Below are 19,281 nucleotides of genomic sequence, written 5' to 3'. Positions count from 1 at the left end.
CGTTGGGGTTTCGCTCAGCTGCCGAAGACGTGTGCGCCGGTGTCGGCGGTGCCGACATTTCTGCGGAAAGCCGCGAAAAGATCGCGGCCGACGCCGAACTGGTGCTGGCTCAGGTCAGCCTCGGCAAGCGGGCGGGCGTTGAATTCAGCTTCATCGACCAGAACCGTCAATTCGCCGCTGATTGCATCGACCCGGATCATGTCGCCGTCGCGGATCTTCGCGATCGGGCCGCCGTCGGCAGCTTCCGGTGTTACATGGATGGCCGCAGGCACCTTGCCCGACGCGCCGGACATGCGTCCGTCGGTGATCAGGGCAACCTTGTGGCCGCGGTCCTGCAGGATGCCGAGGCAGGGGGTGAGCTTGTGCAGTTCGGGCATGCCGCAGGCCTTGGGGCCCTGGAAGCGGACCACAGCGGCGACGTCGCCGGTGAGTTCCTTGTTGTTGAAAGCCGTCAGGAAGTCGTTCTGATCGTGAAAGACGCGGGCGGGCGCTTCGACGATATGGCGCTCCTTGGCGACAGCCGAGATCTTGATGACGGCCTTGCCCATGTTGCCGGACAGCATCTTCAGGCCGCCCGTCGGCTGAAAGGCCTTGGAGAATGGAGCGAGCACCGTCTCGTCGCCGGACACTGCCGGGACTTCTTCGCGCATCACATTGCCGTTCGCATCGAGCTTGGCCTCCACGGTATAGCCGGACAGATCCGTGCCGTGGACGGTCTTCACGTCCTGATGCAGATATCCTTCGCCGAGGAGTTCGCGGATGAGGAAAGCAAGTCCGCCTGCGGCCTGGAAATGGTTCACATCGGCCTTGCCGTTCGGATAAACGCGGGCAAGCAGCGGCACCACGTCGGAGAGTTCCGAGATGTCGTCCCAGGTCAGGCGGATACCGGCGGTTGCGGCAATCGCGACCAGATGCATCGTGTGGTTGGTGGAGCCGCCCGTGGCGTGCAGGCCGACAACGCCGTTGACGATGGCCTTTTCATCGATGATCTCGCCCGCCGGGGTGTATTCGTTGCCGAGGGCCGAGATGGCGAGGGCGCGCTTGGCGGCCTCTTTGGTTAGCGCCTCGCGCAAGGGCGTGCCCGGATTGACGAAGGAGGCGCCCGGCATGTGCAGGCCCATGATCTCCATCAGCATCTGGTTGGAATTCGCGGTGCCGTAGAAGGTGCAGGTGCCGGGGGAATGGTAAGCCTTCGACTCGCTTTCCAGAAGCGCGTCGCGGCCGACCTTGCCTTCCGCATAGAGCTGGCGAACCTTGGACTTGTCGTCGTTCGAAATGCCGGTCGTCATCGGACCGGCGGGAACGAACACCGCCGGCAGGTGGCCGAAGGACAGGGCGGCAATCGCCAGGCCTGGGACGATCTTGTCGCAGATGCCCAGGAAGACAGCCGCATCGAACATCTGGTGCGACAGACCGACGGCCGCCGCCATGGCGATCACGTCCCGTGAAAACAGCGACAGCTCCATGCCGGCCTGTCCCTGGGTGACGCCATCGCACATCGCCGGAACGCCGCCTGCGACCTGCGCCACCGCGCCGACTTCATGGGCCGCCTGCCGGATCAGTTGCGGATAGGTTTCGTAGGGTTGGTGCGCCGACAGCATGTCGTTATAGGAGGTGATGATGCCGAGGTTGGGAACGACATCCCCGGCAAGCGCCTGCTTGTCGGAAATCCCGCAGGCGGCAAAGCCGTGGGCGAGGTTGCCGCAGGAAAGGCGGGAGCGCTGCGGGCCCTGTTCGGCCGCCTTGCCGATCCGCTCCAGATAGATGGAGCGGCTGTCGTGGCTGCGTTTGACGATCCGTTCGGTGACGTCGCCGATGCGGTCCTGGATGGTCATGGCTTCAATTCCTTTGCTAACCGGAAACCGGTCTGGCTGCGCCTGCTCGGGCAAATGGGACACGCGTGCCCCTTTGCAGCTTGCTGGTCGAATTAGGAGATATAGGGCGAAGGGAGGCGGTGTCCCTGCAGCCTTCTCCTATTTGCCGTCGTCTTCGGTCCAGGTGCGGCCGTCCCGCTCCACCAGCGCGATGGAGGCCGAGGGACCCCAGGTGCCGGACGTATAGCCCTTCGGCAGATCCTTCGAGGAGGCCCAGGCCGTCTGGATCGGGTCAATCCACGCCCATGCCGCATCCACTTCGTCGCGGCGCATGAAGAGCGTCTGGTTGCCACGGATGACATCCATGATCAGGCGCTCGTAAGCATCCGGGTTACGCACCTTGAAGGCGTCGGCGAAGCTCATGTCGAGGGGAACCTGGCGCAGGCGCATGCCGCCGGGGCCGGGGTCCTTGATCATGATCTGCATCTGCACGCCTTCGTCCGGCTGCAGGCGGATGATCAGGCGGTTCGCGGTGATGACACCGGCTTCCGCATCGAAGATGGAGTGCGGGATCGGCTGGAACTGAACGACGATTTCCGAAACCCTCTGCGCCAGGCGCTTGCCCGTACGCAGGTAGAACGGCACGCCGGCCCAACGCCAGTTGGCGATCTCGGCCTTCAGGGCGACGAATGTCTCCGTGCGGCTCTCTTCATTGCCGAGCTCGTCCAGATAACCGGGAACGGCGCCTCCGGCGGAAGCTCCGGCCCTGTACTGGCCGCGAACGGTCAGCTTGTCGGCGTTGTGTTCGTCGATCGGAGCAAGCGCCTTGAGCACTTTCAACTTCTCGTCGCGGACGCTGTCGGCGTTCATGGATTCTGGTGGTTCCATCGCAACGAGGCAGAGAAGCTGCAGGATATGGTTCTGCACCATGTCGCGCAGCGCACCCGCCGTGTCGTAATACCCGGCCCGGCCGCCAACGCCGAGGGATTCAGCCACGGTGATCTGGACGTGATCGATATGGGCGGCATTCCAGAGCGGCTCGAACAGGGCGTTGGCAAAACGCAGGGCCATGAGGTTCTGGACGGTTTCCTTGCCCAGATAGTGGTCGATACGGAAGATCTGTTCTTCCTTGAAGACAGCCCCGACCGTTTCGTTCAGGGCCTTTGCGGAAGCGCCGTCCTTGCCGATCGGCTTTTCGATCACGACACGGGAATGCTCGTTCACCGCGCCGGCCTTGCCGAGATTTTCGCAGATCGTGCCGAAAAGATCCGGGCCGACGGCCAGATAGAACGCCCGCACGACCTTCGGCCGCTCGTCCAGAATCGTCTTCAGGTCGTCAAAGCCTTCGCCGGACGCCACGTCGATTTTCACGTAGTGGAGACGGTTCAGAAACAGCGCCAGGTGCTCGTCGTCCAGATCCTTGACGTGCTCCTCCAGGGCTTCCCTGGCATATTTCCGGTAGTCTTCGTCCGAATAATCGCGGCGCGCGCTGCAGATGATACGGGCATTTTCCGGTACCTGGCCGTCGGCATCCCTGTGGTAAAGGGCCGGCAGCAGCTTGCGGTGGGCAAGGTCTCCGGATGCTCCGAATACGACCAGATCGAATTCTTCAACTTCGATGACGCGTACCGCCATAAATACATCCCTTCTGAGCAGCAGTCTTTTCAACGGACCTAGGGTGCGCCCGGATTCGATCCGGGTTCTAAATCGGTTTAATTTCCCTGTCAGCCCCTCATTTCAAGGTGGCCCATTCTTTTTCCAGTTCTGCCCGTGTGGGAAGGTCGGCTCCGCGCCGTGAACAGGTCACGGCAGCGGCCTTCACTGCAAATCCCACAAGCCGGGAGAGTTTCGCTTCTTCAAGGGCCAGGAGCGTGCCGCGATCCGTCACGCCGAGCTCCTTCAGGCCGGCCAGAAGCGCGGCCTGGAACGTGTCGCCGGCGCCGACCGTATCTTCAACCTTCACCGTGACACCCGGACAACTGATCTCGGTGTTGCGCATGAAGGCGGTTGCGCCGTTCTGACCTCTGGTGACGACAACGAGGCCGGCGCCGAGGGACAACCAATTGCGGGCAATCTCGCCCGGATCGTCGCCCGGCGCGATCTGGGCCAGATCCTCATCGCTGACCTTGATGATGTCGGTGAGGGGGACCAGGGCTTCGGTATTGCTGCGCCATTGCGTCATGTCCGGCACGACGGTCGGGCGGATGTTGGGATCGAACGAGACCAGCGTGTTGCCCTTCTCGCGTTCTATCAACGTCTTGAACGCCGTGGCGACCGGTTCCACAAGGGCGGTATAGGAACCGATGTGCAGGAACATCGGCGGTTCGGCGAATACGGGCAGATCGTCTGCCGTTACCATCCGGTCCGCCGCGTCGACGCCATAGAACGTATAGGCGGGATGGCCGTGATCGTCTTTCTGGACCACGCTCAGGGTCGTCAGGTAATCGGTTCGGAGAATATGCCGGTCAGAGACGCCTTCGTCGCGGAGCTTCTGGATCAGCCTTTCGCCGAAGGCATCTTTCGAGATGCCGCCGAAAAAGGCAGCGTCCTCGCCCAGCCGGGCAAGTCCCGTTGCAACATTGAACGGCGAACCGCCGATCCGGGCATCGAAGGTCAGACCGTCACCGGTGGGGCTGTCGCCGAAGAGATCGAACAGGGCTTCGCCGCATATCAGAAACATCAATTGTCCATACAGTTCGTCGGTTGTTCGAAAGGGCCCGGCCGGGCGAGCCCCCGGAAGCGTTTCCCGCATCCGGAGCATTCCGCGCCCTGGTGACCGGGGACATGACCTTCAGTCATCGCAAGACCGATCAATTCTGCAACTTCCGGCGCTGCCCGCTGAAAACAGGCTGATCTGCTGTTTATTGCCAGCCTATTCAAAAGGCAATGGCCGGAGCTGCGGGATAAATAGGCACTCGGTCATGCCGCCTTGCTCTCCGGCGGGTCCATTGCACCGGTCATGATGGCCACGGCGTCGGACATGGAAAAATCGGCCGGTCTGATGACGCAGGCGCGCCGGCCAAGCCGGTGAATGTGAATGCGGTCCGCGACCTCGAACACATGCGGCATGTTGTGGCTGATCAGCACGATCGGCAGGCCCCTGGATCGCACGTCATTGATCAGCTCCAGCACCCGGCGGCTTTCCTTCACGCCGAGCGCGGCCGTCGGCTCGTCCATGATCACAACCTTGGAACCGAAGGTGGCGGCGCGGGCCACGGCGACCCCCTGGCGCTGGCCCCCGGACAGGGTCTCCACCGCCTGGTTGATGTTCTGAATGGTCAACAGCCCGAGCTCGTTGAGCTTGTCGCGGGCGATTTCCTCCATCTTGCTGCGGTCGAGCTGCCGTAGCCACTTGCCGCGGAACCCGGGCTTGCGGATTTCCCGGCCCATGAACATGTTGTCCGTGATCGACAGGGCCGGGGACATGGCCAGGGTCTGGTAGACGGTCTCGATGCCTGAGTTACGCGCGTCGATGGGCGAGGTGAAATGCACCGGCTTGCCGTCCAGTAGGATTTCGCCGCTGTCGGGTTGCACGGCGCCGCTGAGCGCCTTGATGAGTGTCGATTTTCCTGCGCCGTTGTCGCCGATCACGGCGAGGATTTCACCTGGATAGAGTTCCAGGTCGGCATGGTCCATGGCCACGACGCGGCCGTAGCGCTTGACCAGATTGCGCGCTTGCAGAACAGGTTCCATCACACCGATACCTTTCTGATCCATTGGTCGACCGCGACCGCTGCGATAATCAGCAAGCCGATAAGCAGGTAGGTCCATTGTGCGTCGGCGCCGAGCAGACGCAGACCGAGGGTGAATACTCCGACGATCAGCGCGCCGAACAGGGTTCCCAGAACGGACCCCCGGCCACCGAAAAGTGAGATGCCGCCGATCACCACGGCAGTGATGGATTCGATATTGGCGAGCTGGCCGCTGGTCGGCGACACGGAACCGATACGCCCGATCATCGCCCAGCCGGCGAAGGCGCAGATGAGTCCGGAGAGCATGTAGACGGAAATCAGGGTCTTCTTGACCTGCACGCCCGACAGCTTCGCGGCTTCCGGATCGTCTCCCACCGCATAGACATGCCGGCCCCAGGCGGTCTGGCGCAAGGCGTAGGCAAGCACCAGCACCAGAAGCACCATGAAGATGACGCCATAGGTGAAGACCGCTCCGCCGACATTCACCTTGTTGCCGAAGAACTGCAGCAGGGGAGCGCTGCTGGAAATGTCCTGCGAGCGGATGGTTTCATTGGCCGAATAGAGGAAATTCGCCGCCAGAACGATCTGCCACATGCCAAGCGTGACGATGAAGGGCGGCAGTTTGACGACGGCGACCAGGAACCCGTTGATGTATCCGCACAGCGTGCCGCAGAGAAGGCCGCAGGCGATGGAGACCTCGACCGGCAGGCCATAGCGGAACGTGAACTGGCCCATGACCACCGAGGACAGCACCATGATCGCGCCGACGGACAGGTCAATCCCGGCCGTCAGGATGACCACGCTCTGCGCGGCGGCGACGATGCCGACGATCTGCACCTGCTGCAGGATCAGGGTGAGTGCGAAAGGGGAAAAGAATTTCGACCCGAGCAGAAGGCCGAATACCGCGATGGACAGGATCAGGACTACAAGGGGCACCAGCGACGGTGTCTGGTGCAGCGTGTGCTGGATTCTGTAGCCTATTCCGTGATTGTGATCGTCGAATTCCGCCACGACGTTGGGACCGGAAGCTGCCGCGGTTTCGAAATCCGCGGGGCCGCCCCTTGTTTTCGTGTCTGAGTTCATGCTTTTAACCCTCCCACAAGCCGACCCGGAAGGGGCGGGGTTGCCCACGTCCCTTCCGGTATTGTTTCAAGCCGCGCTTAGCCCCAGCACAGCTCCGTGCCCTTCGCGGTGTCGATGGATTCAACACCGTCCACCGGCTTGTCGGTCACCAGGGCGACCCCGGTGTCGAAGAAGTCCTTGCCGGGAGTCGTTTCAGGTTTCGCGCCACTGTCGGCCCAGGTCTTGATGGCTTCAATGCCCAGGGAGGCCATCAGCAGGGGATACTGCTGCGAGGTTGCACCGATCACGCCGTCCTTGACGTTCTGGACGCCAGGGCAACCGCCGTCGACCGAGACGATCAGAACGTCATTTTCACGTCCGATTGACTTGAGCGCTTCGTAGGCACCCGCAGCGGCAGGCTCGTTGATGGTGTAGACGACATTGATCGACTGATCCTTGGCAAGAAGGTTCTCCATGGCACGGCGGCCACCTTCCTCGTTGCCCTGGGTCACATCGTTGCCGACGATGCGCGGGTCGGTTTCGTCACCCCATTTGTTCGGGTCGCCGAGCTCGATGCCGAAGCCCTGCAGGAAACCCTGGTCGCGGAGCACACCGACGGTCGGCTGGCTGATGCCCAGGTCGAGCATGGCAATTTTGGCGTCGGCGGCCTTGTCGCCAAGGCTGGCTGCTGCCCATTGTCCGATCAGCTCGCCGGCCTTGAAGTTGTCGGTCGCGAAGGTGGCGTCTGCCGCGTCGATCGGGCTCAGCGGAGTGTCAAGTGCGATCACCAGAATGCCGTTGTCGCGGGCCTGCTGAACGGCCGGCACGATGGAAGATGTGTCGGACGCGGTGAGCAGGATACCCTTGGCGCCGTCGGCGATGCAGGTTTCGATAGCGGCCACCTGGGTCTCATGATCGCCGTCGACCTTGCCTGCAAAGGACTTCAGCTCGATGCCCAGCTCCTCGGCCTTGGCGGTCGCGCCTTCCTTCATTTTCACGAAGAACGGATTGGTGTCGGTTTTGGTGATCAGGCATGCGGTAATATCTGCGGCGACCGCCGGAGCGGTGGCCATGACGGCAAGGATCGAACCCGTCGCGAGTAATGTGCGGATCATTTCGTTTTTCCTCCCTGGCCCTTGTCAGTCGGAACGGTCGGGTGTGGCCAGATGTGATCCCAACCGTGCTGCCCGCGCCGGAAAACCGGCACGATCTTCTGTGTGTCCGGCTCCGGCGGGGCCGGTGTCTTTCCCGCCCGTCAGGATTGCCGCCCGCGGGGAGAAGTTGAAAAACTGCGGCAGGCTGGCCGCTCCCATGGCGCCAGCGTCATGTCCGAAGCTGCCGACATGGATATCTGGTGACTTGCGCTTCTCCGGGGCGGTCGCCTCAACGGCAATCTTCAGCGCCTGGCGGAACCTTTCGCGGAAGGGCTCCTCCAGATCTCCGTCGATGACCACCAGCGGCATGTCGAGCAGCGAGAAGGCGGAGCGCATGGCCAGCGCGAGCGCGGCGACGCAGTCTTCCATCCATTCCTCGAACCTGGCCTCACTGCGTGCAAAGGCCTCGTGCAGATCCTTGCGACTCATGTTCGGAAAATTGTTCGGGTCCAGATGACGGGCCAGAGACACCAGAGACGCACGGGAAAGCAGAAGATCCCAGGTTTGCCTCGAAGGCGGGGCGGACGGCAGGCTGCTGGGGGGGACGGGTATCATCGCCACATCGGCGGCATTGCCTGTCTTGCCCCGGACTACGTCGCCCTTCAGTATCAGGCCTCCACCAACGGCAGGGCCCAGGAAGAAGTAGAGGAAATCATCCTTCTGCCTTCCAAGGCCATAGAAGAGTTCGGCCACTGCGGCTGCGGTGCCATCGTTCTCCTTGAAGACGGCAAAGCCTGTGGCTTCCTGAAGCGCTGCTGCAAGGTCGAAGTCTTCCCACTTCCTGAAGTCCGCTTCCGGCAGGCCAAGTTCGTGCAGCCAGGCACCGAGATTGAATGGCTGCGCCAGTCCGATGCCGGTGATGCGCAGCTTGTCCTTTTCGTTCAGGTGACCCATCAGACTGTCGAGGTCTTCCAGAAGGATTTCCAGCGCCTGCCGGGGGGCGGGCAGGATCATGTCATGAAGCCGCCGGTCGATGATTTGGCCGGAGAAATCCATAAGGACCGTTTCCATGTTGGTCCGGTCCAGGCGGACACCGAAGGAAAACGCGCCCGATGCGGCGAGCCGCAAGATGGTCGCCGGCTGCCCTCTGCTGCCGTCATGGCGCTTGCCCGCCTCGACGATCAGGCCTTCCTCGATCAGGTCCTGGATGATGGCGCCGATTGCGGCATTGGTGAGCTGGACCGCCCGGGCAAGCTCGGCTTTGGAGGCTTCGCCGGCACGCCGCAGAATCTGAAGGACGATGCGCTCATTGTAGCGCCGCAACTGCGCGGAATTCGAACCGCGACCGCTTTTGCGGGTTCCATCCACCGTTGTCGCTCCTCCAGCGTGCGTCCGTCTTTCGTGACGGCTCGATAATAATTTATTGTGGTTTAATTATTTGCCCGCATGGCCTTTCTGTCAATTCGAATTCGCTTTTGCGCTGCGAGTAAAATATGTTGCTATGCGGTAAGCTGCTGACTTTAATTGTCAATTTCTCACACTTCATTCCAGGTTTTCTACCGTAAGGTAAGATGTCCGGCGGCCTGGTTGCAAGAAAATGTTAAGCACGTTCCAAAATCCGCCTCAGGCCGGCGCAGGCAAAGTCCCGGTGAAGTTCTGGGGACAGATCGTACGCGAAAGCGTTGATAGCGGGCGCAAGTTCCGTATTGTCAGAAACACAACTGGAATCGGAGAGAACATTTATGCCGGTGAAACATGATGAAGCGTTTCTGGCGCGTGCGATTGCCGCCGGTTCGGGCGAGATCGACGCCGATCTGGTGATCAAGGACGTCCGTCTTTTCAGTGTGATCGACGGCAGCACGGTTGAGACCGATATCGCGGTCGTGGGAGACCGGATCGTCGGCACGCATGGACAGTACTCCGGCGAAGTCACCCTGGACGGCAAGGGGCTGACGGCGGTTCCAGGCTTCATCGACACGCATCTTCATGTCGAATCGTCTCTCGTCACACCGTTCGAATTCGACCGCTGCGTGCTGCCGCACGGCGTGACCACGGCAATCTGCGATCCGCACGAGATCGCCAATGTGCTCGGTTCGGAGGGCATCCGCTATTTCCTCGACAGCTCGCTCGAGACGGTGATGGACCTGAAGGTCAACCTGTCGTCCTGCGTTCCGGCGACTGCGTTCGAAACCGCCGGCGCCTGTCTGGAAATCGAGGATCTGCTGCCGTTCCGGGACCACCCCAGTGTCATCGGCCTTGCGGAATTCATGAACTTTCCCGGCGTGCTGGCGCGCGATCCCAAGGTGCTTGCCAAGCTCGCCGCGTTTCAGGACGGACATATCGACGGCCACGCGCCGCTGCTCTCGGGGCTGGGTCTCAATGGCTATCTGGCCGCCGGCATCCGCACCGACCATGAAGCCACATCGGCGGAAGAGGCGCTCGAAAAACTTGCCAAAGGCATGACCATCCTGATGCGCGAGGGCTCGGTCTCCAAGGATCTGGAGGCCCTTGCCCCGATCCTGACGCCGGATGTCTCTGCCTTCGTGGCCTTGTGCACGGATGACCGCAACCCGCTGGACATTGCCGAAGAAGGTCATCTGGACAGCATGGTCCGACGCTTGATCGCCAAGGGGATCAGACCGCTCGACGTTTACCGGGCGGCAAGCTGGTCGGCGGCAAATGCGTTCGGGCTGAAGGATCGCGGATCCGTTTCGCCCGGCAAGCGCGCCGACATCGCGTTACTCGACGATTTCGAGGATTGCCGGGTGGCTCAGGTTATCTGCGGCGGTGTTCTGGTGACTGACGAAGTGTTTTCCAGGCGCTCCATCGTGTCCCCGGTTGGACTGGACAGCGTCAAGGTCGCTCCGGTGACCGCGCAGCAATTCGACGTTCCCGCCCGCAACAGCGAAGCGGACGTCATCGGTGTCGTTCCGGGCAGGATCATCACCGAGCATCTGAAGAAAACCTTGCCGGTCACGGGCGGAAAGACGCTGGCCGATCTCGACCAGGACGTCCTGAAGGTGGCCGTGGTCGAGCGCCACAAGGGAACCGGCAACATCGGTCTTGGTTTCGTCAACGGGTTCGGCATGAAGCGCGGAGCGATCGCCTCGTCCGTCGGTCATGACAGCCACAACATCTGCGTCGTTGGGGCGGACGAGGAGGCCATGGCGCATGCGGTCAACCGGGTGATTGCCATGAAAGGCGGTTTCGCGGTGGCCGATAGCGACGGGGTCAAGGCGGAACTTGCCCTGCAACTCGCCGGCCTGATGAGCCTGGAACCCTTCGAGACGGTGAAGTCTGATCTGGAAGAGCTGCGTGCGGCGGCCAGGGAGCTCGGCTGCACACTTGCGGAGCCTTTCCTTCAGGTCGCCTTCCTGCCGCTGCCGGTTATTCCGCATCTTAAAATTACCGATTTCGGCATGTTCGATGTCAACAAGTTCGAACTGATCGACCAGGGATCGTGAGCCGGTAAACTGGAATAGGGGGGCGTCCACCTTGATCTTGACCCTTGCCGTTTCCGGCTACCGGTCCCTGCGCGATCTTGTGCTGCCGCTGGACCGGGTGACGCTTGTGACCGGGGCCAACGGCAGTGGAAAATCGAGCCTTTACAGGTCGATCCGCCTGTTGGCCGATGTGGCCCAGGGTCGTGCGATTGCCTCGCTTGCGGCGGAAGGTGGGCTGAACTCGACCCTTTGGGCCGGTCCGGAAGCGTTCTCCAGAGCGATGAAACAGGGTGAGCAGCCGGTTCAGGGAACCCTCCGCAAGGGTGTTGTCAGCCTGAAGCTTGGATTTGCCGACGAGGACTACGGCTATGCCATCGATCTCGGGCTTCCGGCCGATTCGGGCCTCTCGATGTTTTCCATGGACCCGGAAATCAAGGTAGAGGCGCTGTGGGCAGGCGAGGCATTGTCGCGGTCGAACGAGATCGCCGGCCGTAACGGTCCGTCCGTACGCGTGCTGAACGACCGGGGTCAGAGAATGCCGGTATTGCAGAACCTGGCCCGCTTCGACAGCATGATGACCCACGCGGCGGATCCGAAAGACGGACTGGAACTGCTGGTGATGCGCGAGCGCATGCGCGCCTGGAGGTTTTACGATCACCTTCGGACCGACCGGGAGGCGCCCGCCAGATTTCCGAAGATCGGCACGCGGACACCGGTTCTCGGCGCCGACGGGGGTGACCTGGCGGCGGCCGTTCAGACGATTCTGGAGATCGGCGATCATACCGCTTTTGCCGAGGCGATCGACGATGCGTTTCCAGGGGCCAACGTCGAAATCACGGTCAACGACGGCTATTTCGAGTTGCTGATGCGGCAGAAGGGCCTGCTGCGGCCACTTCGCTCCAGCGAACTCTCGGACGGTACGCTGCGCTATCTTCTGCTCACCGCGGCCTTGCTGTCGCCGCGGCCCGCACCGCTCGTCGTGCTCAACGAGCCTGAAACCAGCCTGCATCCTGCACTGCTGGAACCGCTTGCCCGGCTGATCGCCAGGGCGGCCGAATCAACCCAGGTGCTGGTGGTCTCCCATGCGGACGAACTGGTCTCCTGTCTGGCGCCGCACCCTGGCTGCGTCCGCTACGACTTGCGCAAGGAACTGGGAGAAACCGTTGTGGACGGATTGGAGCTGCCACGCTGGAACTGGCCGAAACGCTGAGAGGTTATGCGATCAATCGACTGCAGGTTGATGGCGACAGCGTAAACAATTCCGCGAGGAATGATAAGTAGCTGATTTTGAAGGTGCATCTTAATTCTGAATTGGAAAATTCTCTCTTGCCGACGATCGGCGGGCGCAAAAAAACGACGAGGTTTCGTTACGTCGCGAGTTGACGTGAACGGAAGGTTGCGTCATGTCAGAAGGACCTTGGGCCACGCACCTGTTTCCTGTTCGTTTACGGGTTTGCGGCCCAAAGAGGTGCGCTTTGCCAGTGCTCGGGTGCGACGGAGGACGAATTTTCCCGGGGATCCTCGATCTTCCGGAAAATTCAGGATTGCAGCCGAACCGCGCGGTAACGCGACAAAGACGTTTTGGAGAACGTAATGACGACTGCGGAGGAGTGGACCGCGGCCTTCAGGCCCCGTCCAATACACGAATATCTGGAACACACCGTCGCGACATACGGTTCGCGGCCCGCCGCCGACTTCATGGGCAAGGGTTGGACCTATTCCGAACTCGGCGCGCTGGTGGATCGCACGGCGGCGGGGCTGCAGGCCATGGGGGTGGGGCCGGGTGTTCATGTCGGCCTGTGCCTGCCGAACACGCCGTTTTACACCATCTTCTATTTCGCGATCCTGAAAATCGGCGGCACGGTCGCCAATTTCAATCCGCTGTATGTCGAGCGTGAAATCGCCTTCCAGGCACGCGATGCGGATGTGCGCATCATGGTGACGATGGATCTGAAGGTGATCTATGACAAGGTCGAGCAGGTCCGCGCCGAACGGGGGCTCGACAAGATCATCGTTTGCCCGATGAGCTTCTGTCTTCCGACTGTCAAGAAAGTGCTGTTCAGCCTGTTCAAGCGCAAGGAATTGGCCAGCATCCCCGAGGATGACGCGCATATCCGCTTCGCCGATCTGCAGACCAGAGGCGCGCATCCAACACCGGTGGACATCGACCCGAACGAAGCCATCGCGGTGCTGCAATATACCGGCGGCACCACGGGCGTTCCCAAGGGAGCGATGCTGAGCCATGCGAACCTTTCGGCAAATATCGAACAGATGCGCTGCGTGTTTGAAAAGGCACAGCCGGGCAATGAGCGGATGCTATGCGTGCTGCCGTTCTTCCACGTGTTCGCCATGACCGTGGGACAAAACCTGTCGGTCATCCTGGGCGCTGAAATGGTCCTGCAGCCGCGCTTCGAGTTGAAGGCGCTGCTGGAAGCGATCAAGCGCAAGAAGGTGACGCTGTTTCCCGGTGTACCGACCATCTACACCGCGATCAACAATTCACCCATGACCGCGAATTACGATCTTTCCAGCATCAACCTGTGCCTTTCGGGAGGCGCACCGCTTCCCGTGGAGGTGAAGGAGAGTTTCGAAAAACTCACCGGCTGCATCCTCGCGGAAGGCTATGGCCTGACGGAAACCTCTCCCGTGGCCGCGGTCAATCCGCTCGACCGAAACAGCCGTGCGGGCTCCATCGGCCGGCTGGTTCCGGGAACCAGCGCGCGCTTTGTCAGCATCGAGGATCGCAAGACCGAAGTCGGCAAGGGCGAAAAGGGCGAGTTGCTGCTTCACGGGCCACAGGTCATGAAGGGCTACTGGAAGCGCCAGGACGCGACCGCGGACTGCATCACCGCAGACGGTTACCTGCATACCGGCGATGTCGGATACCAGGACGACGACGGGTTTATCTATCTGGTCGACCGGATCAAGGACCTGATCCTGTGCTCCGGCTACAATGTTTATCCGCGTGTCATCGAAGAAGCGATCTATCTGCATGAGGCCGTCGACGAGGTGATCGTCATCGCCATTCCGGACGAATACCGCGGCCAGTCGCCCAAGGCCTTCATCAAGCTGAAGGAAGGCTGTTCCGCCACGGCCGTCGAGATCAAGACCTTTCTGAAGGACCATCTGTCGACCATCGAGATGCCACGGGAATTCGAGTTCCGTGACGAGCTGCCGAAGACCATGGTCGGCAAATTGTCGAAGAAGGAGCTGGTTGAGGAAGAAGCGAGAAAACGTGCGGGCGTCGACGCCGGAGCGGCCTGAGCGCGGGTCACAAACCCTTCAGGACTGACCGTTTTGAAATGAATGTCAGGCGGTATGTACGACTCAGACTGCCGGCAAAGTCATAGCTTTACTGCCGTCATCCCGGATCTTCGCTACGCTGCGTCCGGGATGACGAATTGAGGGTTTGTCAGCAGTCTGGCCTCTCTGCATGGCTGTTGATTGCGCCACCCCGGACTTGATCCGGGATCTGCCAAACTTGGCGGCCGAGGCCCCGGCTCAAGGCCGGGGCGGCTTTTCAAACCTGTTGCCTTCCACTCTGAGCGAAGAAATTCTTCAGTTGTTGTACCCGCGCCCGTCGGCGGCGCGGGCGAGTTCGCGGCCGCGTTTGGCTTCCCGGCGCACGGTGTAGATTGACGCGGCTATAATGACGGCGGCTCCGATCAGCGTTTCGAGCCGCGGCCACTGGCTGAAGACCAGTGCACCGAAGATCGTCGCATAGAGAAGCCGGGTGTAATCGAGGGAGGCGATGGCGGTGGCCTCTCCCGCCTTGAACGCCTGAATGTTGGCCATCTGGGCGGCCCAGGACACGATGCCGATCAGGAGCAGCAGTCCCCATTCCACCAGGGTTGGCATCTGCCAGGTGAGGGCTGCGGGGACCAGCATGATCAGACCGACACCGAAGGCCTGGTAAGTCAGGATGGTGACCGGTGCGTCGGTCCGGGTCAGTATGCGCACCACGATCATCACCATGCCGGCGCAGGCCGCGCCAGCGATGGCGAGCAGGGCAAAAGGATCGATCAGACCTTCACCGTCGGGACGCAGCATCAGCACAACCCCGAGGAACCCCACGATCGTCGCGCCCCAGCGGTGTACACCGACCTTTTCGCCAAGCAGCCAGATGGCGAAGATGGTCAGGAAGAAGGTCTTGGAGAAACTGATCGCGGTCGCATCGGCCAGCGGCAATTCGATGATGGCCGTGAATCCGAACAGCATGGCCGCTGTCGCGAAAACGATACGGGTAATCTGGAGACCCGGCCGTTGCGTTGCCAGGGAGGTGGGCAGACCGCTGAGGATTTGCGGTGCGACGATCACCAGCATGATCGCCTGCCGGACGAGGAGGATCTGAAAGACGCTGAGGTCCTGACCGACAAACTTGATCAGCGTGACCATGATTGAAAACAGGAACGCCGCCAGCAGGATCCAGATGGCGCCGACGGTGTTGGACGGCAGATGTCCGGTCTTTTCGGCGAACTTCCTGGCAAGGCGATTGCCCTTCTGAGGGCCGGAAACGCCGGCAGCCTGAGACGGCTCCGGATCTTTCTGGTGCATATCCATGTTGGTCCTGGCCCGGAAGTCTTTTGGAAAGGGCGATGCGAAATGAGCATCGCAAACAGTGTCAGTCAGGTCGGGCAGTTGGAGGTGATTGGACCAAACTTAGCGAATTTCCAGAAGAAGGGAAGAGGGGGCGGACGTTTGCCTTTCCGCCGGAGATGACCCTAAATATCCAATGACGCAGTCAGCGGAGGGAGGACCGGAATGCGCAAGATCCAGACCCAGGGTATTCACCATATCACCCTGGTCGGCGCCGATCGGCAGACATCCATCGATTTCTGGGAGGGGCTTCTGGGCATGCCTTTCGTGTTCGAACAACCAAATCTGGACGATGCAGAGCAGAGCCATCTCTATTTCGATCCGGGCGACGGCCGGCTGATCACCATCTTTACCAGCGAAGACCGCACACCGGATGCCAGTCCTGCGCCCCAGGCAACCGGCTGCGTCCATCATCTTGCGCTCGATGTTTCCCAGGCAACCTTCCGGCAGATCGCGGAGCGGCTTGACGCGCGCGGGATCGACCACAGCGGACCCGTCGACCGCGGTTTCATGGATTCGCTTTATTTCCGCGACCCTCTTGGTTTCCTGATCGAGCTTGCCAGCTACCGGTTCGTCCCGCCCGCAGGCGTGCTCATGGGCGAAGTCATGCTGGAAGCCCACAAGCTGAGGGTGGCGCGCGGCGACTACAATATTCAGGAAGTCCACCTGGCGGATGCCATCGAGAACCTGACCCGGGAGACCCGTCGCAGCCTGTCTGACGACAGGCTGGCGAAAAATCCCTATTCCCGCTAGGGCTGATTTGCAGCCGGGCCGTACGCTCTTTTTATCGCTGTCGATCGCAAGGCGGGGAGGCATGGAACGTCCGGGTGGTTCGGCTTTGTGGAATGAACGGAGACGAACCGCAACCTTATTGCGCTTGCGTCACCGTCATGTAATGCTCGCATTCAGGATGGGCATTTCGGCGCACGGACCGGAAGTGCCGCCAGGACTCCAATGAATGACAAGGTTGAAAAAGGCTCGCGCCGTAATCGCATCGGATGTTGTCGGTTGGCGTGAAGTCGTCAGTTTGCCGGAGCTGGGCGTTTTCGACATGCGGGCGAAGATCGATACCGGCGCGCGCACGTCCGCGCTTCATGCGGAAGACCAGGAAATCTTTGAGCGGGACGGGGTGAAATGGGTTCGCTTCAAGGTGCCTGCTTCCCGTCACCATGCGGATTTCAAGGTTGAGGTGCCGGTCCACGATGAGCGCGATATCAAGAATACCAGCGGTGTTCCCGAGCGGCGGATCGTCATCAGAACCTTGCTGCACCTGGGAGACCGTCACTGGCATGTGGATGTTTCGCTGGCGAACCGCGCGAATATGGGTTTCGACATGATCCTCGGGCGCACGGCCATCCGGCGGCACAAGGTCCTGGTGGATGCGGGGCGGTCCTTTCTGGCCGGCAAGCCCGCAGTAGCGACAAAACACTGACTGTCATTGTCCGGCGGAAAGAAGGTTTTCGGGAAGATCCCGGAGCCGGCCGGCATGGCGGTATTGAACCGAGAGGACCTATTCGATGAAAATCGCAATGCTGGCGCGCAATCCCGACCTCTATTCCCACAGGCGTCTCAAGGAAGCTGCGGAGACGGCTGGTCATGAACTGGAGATCATCAACACACTGCGGTGCTACATGAACATCGCCTCGCGGCGGCCGGAAATCTATTACAACGGTGAAAAGCTGACCGGGTTCGACGCGGTGATCCCGCGGATCGGAGCGTCCATCACCTTTTACGGTCTTGCGGTTCTGCGGCAGTTCGAAATGATGGGGGTCTATCCTCTGAATGAATCGGTGGCCATCGGCCGCTCGCGCGACAAGCTGCGCTCAACGCAGTTGCTGGCGCGCGACGGGATCGGTCTTCCGGTGACCACTTTCGCCCACGACCCCAAGATGACCGAGGAAGTTCTGCGCACAGCCGGCGGCGCGCCGGTGGTGATCAAGCTTCTGGAAGGCACCCAGGGCATCGGGGTGGTTCTGGCAGATACGGAACGCTCGGCCATATCGGTGATCGAGGCCTTCCGCGGCGCCAACGTGAATATTCTGGTGCAGGAATTCATCAAGGAAGCCGGTGGAACCGATATCCGCGCACTGGTGGTCGGCGGCAAGGTCATCGCCGCCATGAAACGCACGGGCGCGGAAGGGGAATTCCGCTCCAACCTTCATCGCGGCGGCAGCGCCGCGTCCATCAAGATCTCGCCGGAAGAGCGCTCGACGGCCATCCGGGCGGCCAAGTCCATGGGTCTCAACGTTTGCGGCGTCGACATGCTGCGGTCCAACCACGGGCCGGTGGTGATGGAAGTCAACTCTTCACCCGGCCTGGAAGGCGTGGAGAAGGCGACCGGCATCGATGTTGCCGGGAAGATCATTGCCTTTCTCGCAAAGAACGCCCAGGTGGGCAAAACCAAGACAAAGGGACGCGGGTAAGGTCACCCGCCTTCGTCGCTTCTGAATATGATCAACGAAACGAGATCGTGAGATATGCCGGCCAGCTCATTCCACATCGGTGAACATGTCGTGGCGCCGGGAACCCGGCGCACGGTGGACTTGCCCGTCAGTGTCCTTTCCGATCATACGCCCGTGACCATGTCGGTGCATGTGCTGCACGGCCGCAAACCCGGGCCGGTGATGTTCGTCAGTGCGGCGGTCCATGGCGACGAAGTGATCGGGGTGGAGATCGCCAGGCGGCTGCTCAAGGCGCCGCAGCTTGAAGCGCCGGAACTGGAAAAGCTCAAGGGGACATTGCTGGTCATACCGATCGTCAATGCTTTCGGTTTTCTCAACCATTCCCGCTACCTGCCGGACCGACGCGATCTGAACCGATCCTTCCCCGGCAGCCTGAAGGGATCGCTGGCAGGGCGTCTTGCGAACCTGTTCATGACGGAAATCGTCAGCCGGGCCGACTATGGAATAGACCTGCATTCAGCGGCGGTTCACCGCACCAACCTGCCACAGATCCGGGTGTCGCCGTCGCAACCCGAAACCCTGGTTCTTGCGAAGGCCTTCGGCGCCCCTGTCATCCTGACATCCAAGGTTCGCGAAGGATCGATGCGCGAGGCGGCCCAGTCCAAGGGCAAGGATGTGCTGGTGTTCGAGGCGGGGGAGGGGCTGCGTTTCGACGAAATGTCCATTCGCGCCGGCGTTTCGGGAATATTGCGCGTGATGCGGACGCTGAAGATGCTTGGGCCGAAGGGCATCACCCGGCCGAAGGTCCGTTCCATCCTGACCAAGTCCAGCTATTGGGTCCGGTCCCCGGCGGGCGGTCTTCTCAGGCCGTTCAAGTCGACCGGTGATGTCGTGGAGCCGCAAATGCTGCTGGGAATTGTCTCCGATCCGTTCGGCGAGATCGACCGGAATGTTGTCGCGGACTACGGCGGGCTGATTGTTGGACGCTCGAACCTGCCTGTCGTCAATGAAGGCGACGGCCTGTTTCATATCGCCGATGTCAGCGAGAAATACGATGCGGAACTGACGCTCGACAGTCTTGCCTCGCAGCTTGTCGCCGACCCCTTGTTCGATGAGGATGAAATCATCTAGAGTCGATCAACGAGCGCTCATATGCGTTTTTTTACCGTCGGCCGGTT

At 61.2% G+C, this 19,281-nt stretch carries 15 protein-coding genes; 7 read left to right on the top strand and 8 right to left on the bottom strand.

The window, feature by feature from the left end:
• Window positions 1-14: 14 nt before the first annotated feature.
• The 7 genes from edd to Q1B40_RS17620 all read right to left on the bottom strand — a co-directional run bounded on the left by edd (window position 15) and on the right by Q1B40_RS17620 (window position 9,030).
• Window positions 15-1,835, bottom strand: a complete 1,821-nt coding sequence (gene edd, locus Q1B40_RS17650) for a phosphogluconate dehydratase (RefSeq protein WP_299817204.1) — start codon at window positions 1,833-1,835, stop codon at window positions 15-17.
• A gap of 138 nt (window positions 1,836-1,973) precedes the next feature.
• Window positions 1,974-3,449 carry a glucose-6-phosphate dehydrogenase gene (gene zwf, locus Q1B40_RS17645; protein WP_299817202.1) on the bottom strand — a complete coding sequence of 492 codons (1,476 nt, stop codon included), beginning with the start codon at window positions 3,447-3,449 and terminating at the stop codon, window positions 1,974-1,976.
• Between the two features lie 97 nt (window positions 3,450-3,546).
• The gene (locus Q1B40_RS17640) at window positions 3,547-4,494 is read right to left on the bottom strand and encodes a carbohydrate kinase (RefSeq protein ID WP_299817200.1); all 948 of its coding nucleotides are present in this window, start codon (window positions 4,492-4,494) and stop codon (window positions 3,547-3,549) included.
• 239 nt (window positions 4,495-4,733) lie between these two features.
• Window positions 4,734-5,531 carry an ATP-binding cassette domain-containing protein gene (locus tag Q1B40_RS17635; protein ID WP_299817198.1) on the bottom strand — a complete coding sequence of 266 codons (798 nt, stop codon included), beginning with the start codon at window positions 5,529-5,531 and terminating at the stop codon, window positions 4,734-4,736.
• Window positions 5,507-6,589, bottom strand: a complete 1,083-nt coding sequence (locus tag Q1B40_RS17630) for an ABC transporter permease (protein ID WP_299817196.1) — start codon at window positions 6,587-6,589, stop codon at window positions 5,507-5,509. The genes Q1B40_RS17635 and Q1B40_RS17630 overlap by 25 nt, the downstream gene beginning before the upstream one ends.
• A 77-nt stretch (window positions 6,590-6,666) precedes the next feature.
• The gene (locus tag Q1B40_RS17625; RefSeq protein ID WP_299817194.1) at window positions 6,667-7,683 is read right to left on the bottom strand and encodes a sugar ABC transporter substrate-binding protein; all 1,017 of its coding nucleotides are present in this window, start codon (window positions 7,681-7,683) and stop codon (window positions 6,667-6,669) included.
• Between the two features lie 24 nt (window positions 7,684-7,707).
• Entirely contained in the window at window positions 7,708-9,030 is a 1,323-nt protein-coding gene (locus Q1B40_RS17620; protein ID WP_299817192.1) for an ROK family transcriptional regulator, read from the bottom strand.
• A gap of 374 nt (window positions 9,031-9,404) precedes the next feature.
• On the opposite strand from Q1B40_RS17620, the gene ade reads away from it, so the two are divergent.
• From ade to Q1B40_RS17605, 3 genes are all read left to right on the top strand, one after another.
• Window positions 9,405-11,126: an adenine deaminase gene (ade, locus tag Q1B40_RS17615; protein WP_299817190.1), complete on the top strand. Its 1,722-nt coding sequence runs from the start codon at window positions 9,405-9,407 to the stop codon at window positions 11,124-11,126.
• A gap of 31 nt (window positions 11,127-11,157) precedes the next feature.
• A complete protein-coding gene (locus Q1B40_RS17610; RefSeq protein ID WP_299817188.1) occupies window positions 11,158-12,315 on the top strand; it encodes an AAA family ATPase in 1,158 nt (385 codons plus the stop codon).
• 383 nt (window positions 12,316-12,698) lie between these two features.
• Entirely contained in the window at window positions 12,699-14,369 is a 1,671-nt protein-coding gene (locus Q1B40_RS17605; RefSeq protein WP_299817186.1) for a long-chain fatty acid--CoA ligase, read from the top strand.
• 294 nt (window positions 14,370-14,663) lie between these two features.
• On the opposite strand, the gene Q1B40_RS17600 is transcribed toward Q1B40_RS17605, so the two are convergent.
• On the bottom strand, window positions 14,664-15,659 hold the full coding sequence (locus Q1B40_RS17600; protein WP_299817184.1) for a DMT family transporter: 996 nt from the start codon (window positions 15,657-15,659) through the stop codon (window positions 14,664-14,666).
• A 207-nt stretch (window positions 15,660-15,866) separates the two neighbouring features.
• On the opposite strand from Q1B40_RS17600, the gene Q1B40_RS17595 reads away from it, so the two are divergent.
• The 4 genes from Q1B40_RS17595 (at window position 15,867) to Q1B40_RS17580 (ending at window position 19,234) form a co-directional block, all read left to right on the top strand.
• Window positions 15,867-16,454 carry a VOC family protein gene (locus Q1B40_RS17595; protein ID WP_299817181.1) on the top strand — a complete coding sequence of 196 codons (588 nt, stop codon included), beginning with the start codon at window positions 15,867-15,869 and terminating at the stop codon, window positions 16,452-16,454.
• 205 nt (window positions 16,455-16,659) lie between these two features.
• Window positions 16,660-17,133: a RimK/LysX family protein gene (locus Q1B40_RS17590; RefSeq protein WP_299817179.1), complete on the top strand. Its 474-nt coding sequence runs from the start codon at window positions 16,660-16,662 to the stop codon at window positions 17,131-17,133.
• 85 nt (window positions 17,134-17,218) lie between these two features.
• Entirely contained in the window at window positions 17,219-18,124 is a 906-nt protein-coding gene (gene rimK / locus Q1B40_RS17585) for a 30S ribosomal protein S6--L-glutamate ligase (RefSeq protein ID WP_299817177.1), read from the top strand.
• A 54-nt stretch (window positions 18,125-18,178) separates the two neighbouring features.
• Window positions 18,179-19,234, top strand: coding sequence for a succinylglutamate desuccinylase/aspartoacylase family protein (locus Q1B40_RS17580; RefSeq protein WP_299817175.1), 1,056 nt, complete (start codon window positions 18,179-18,181; stop codon window positions 19,232-19,234).
• Window positions 19,235-19,281 lie beyond the last annotated feature (47 nt).

Origin of the sequence: uncultured Roseibium sp., assembly GCF_947496995.1 — a bacterium.
Lineage (GTDB): Bacteria > Pseudomonadota > Alphaproteobacteria > Rhizobiales > Stappiaceae > Roseibium.
This window is presented reverse-complemented; position numbering and strand designations above follow the sequence as displayed.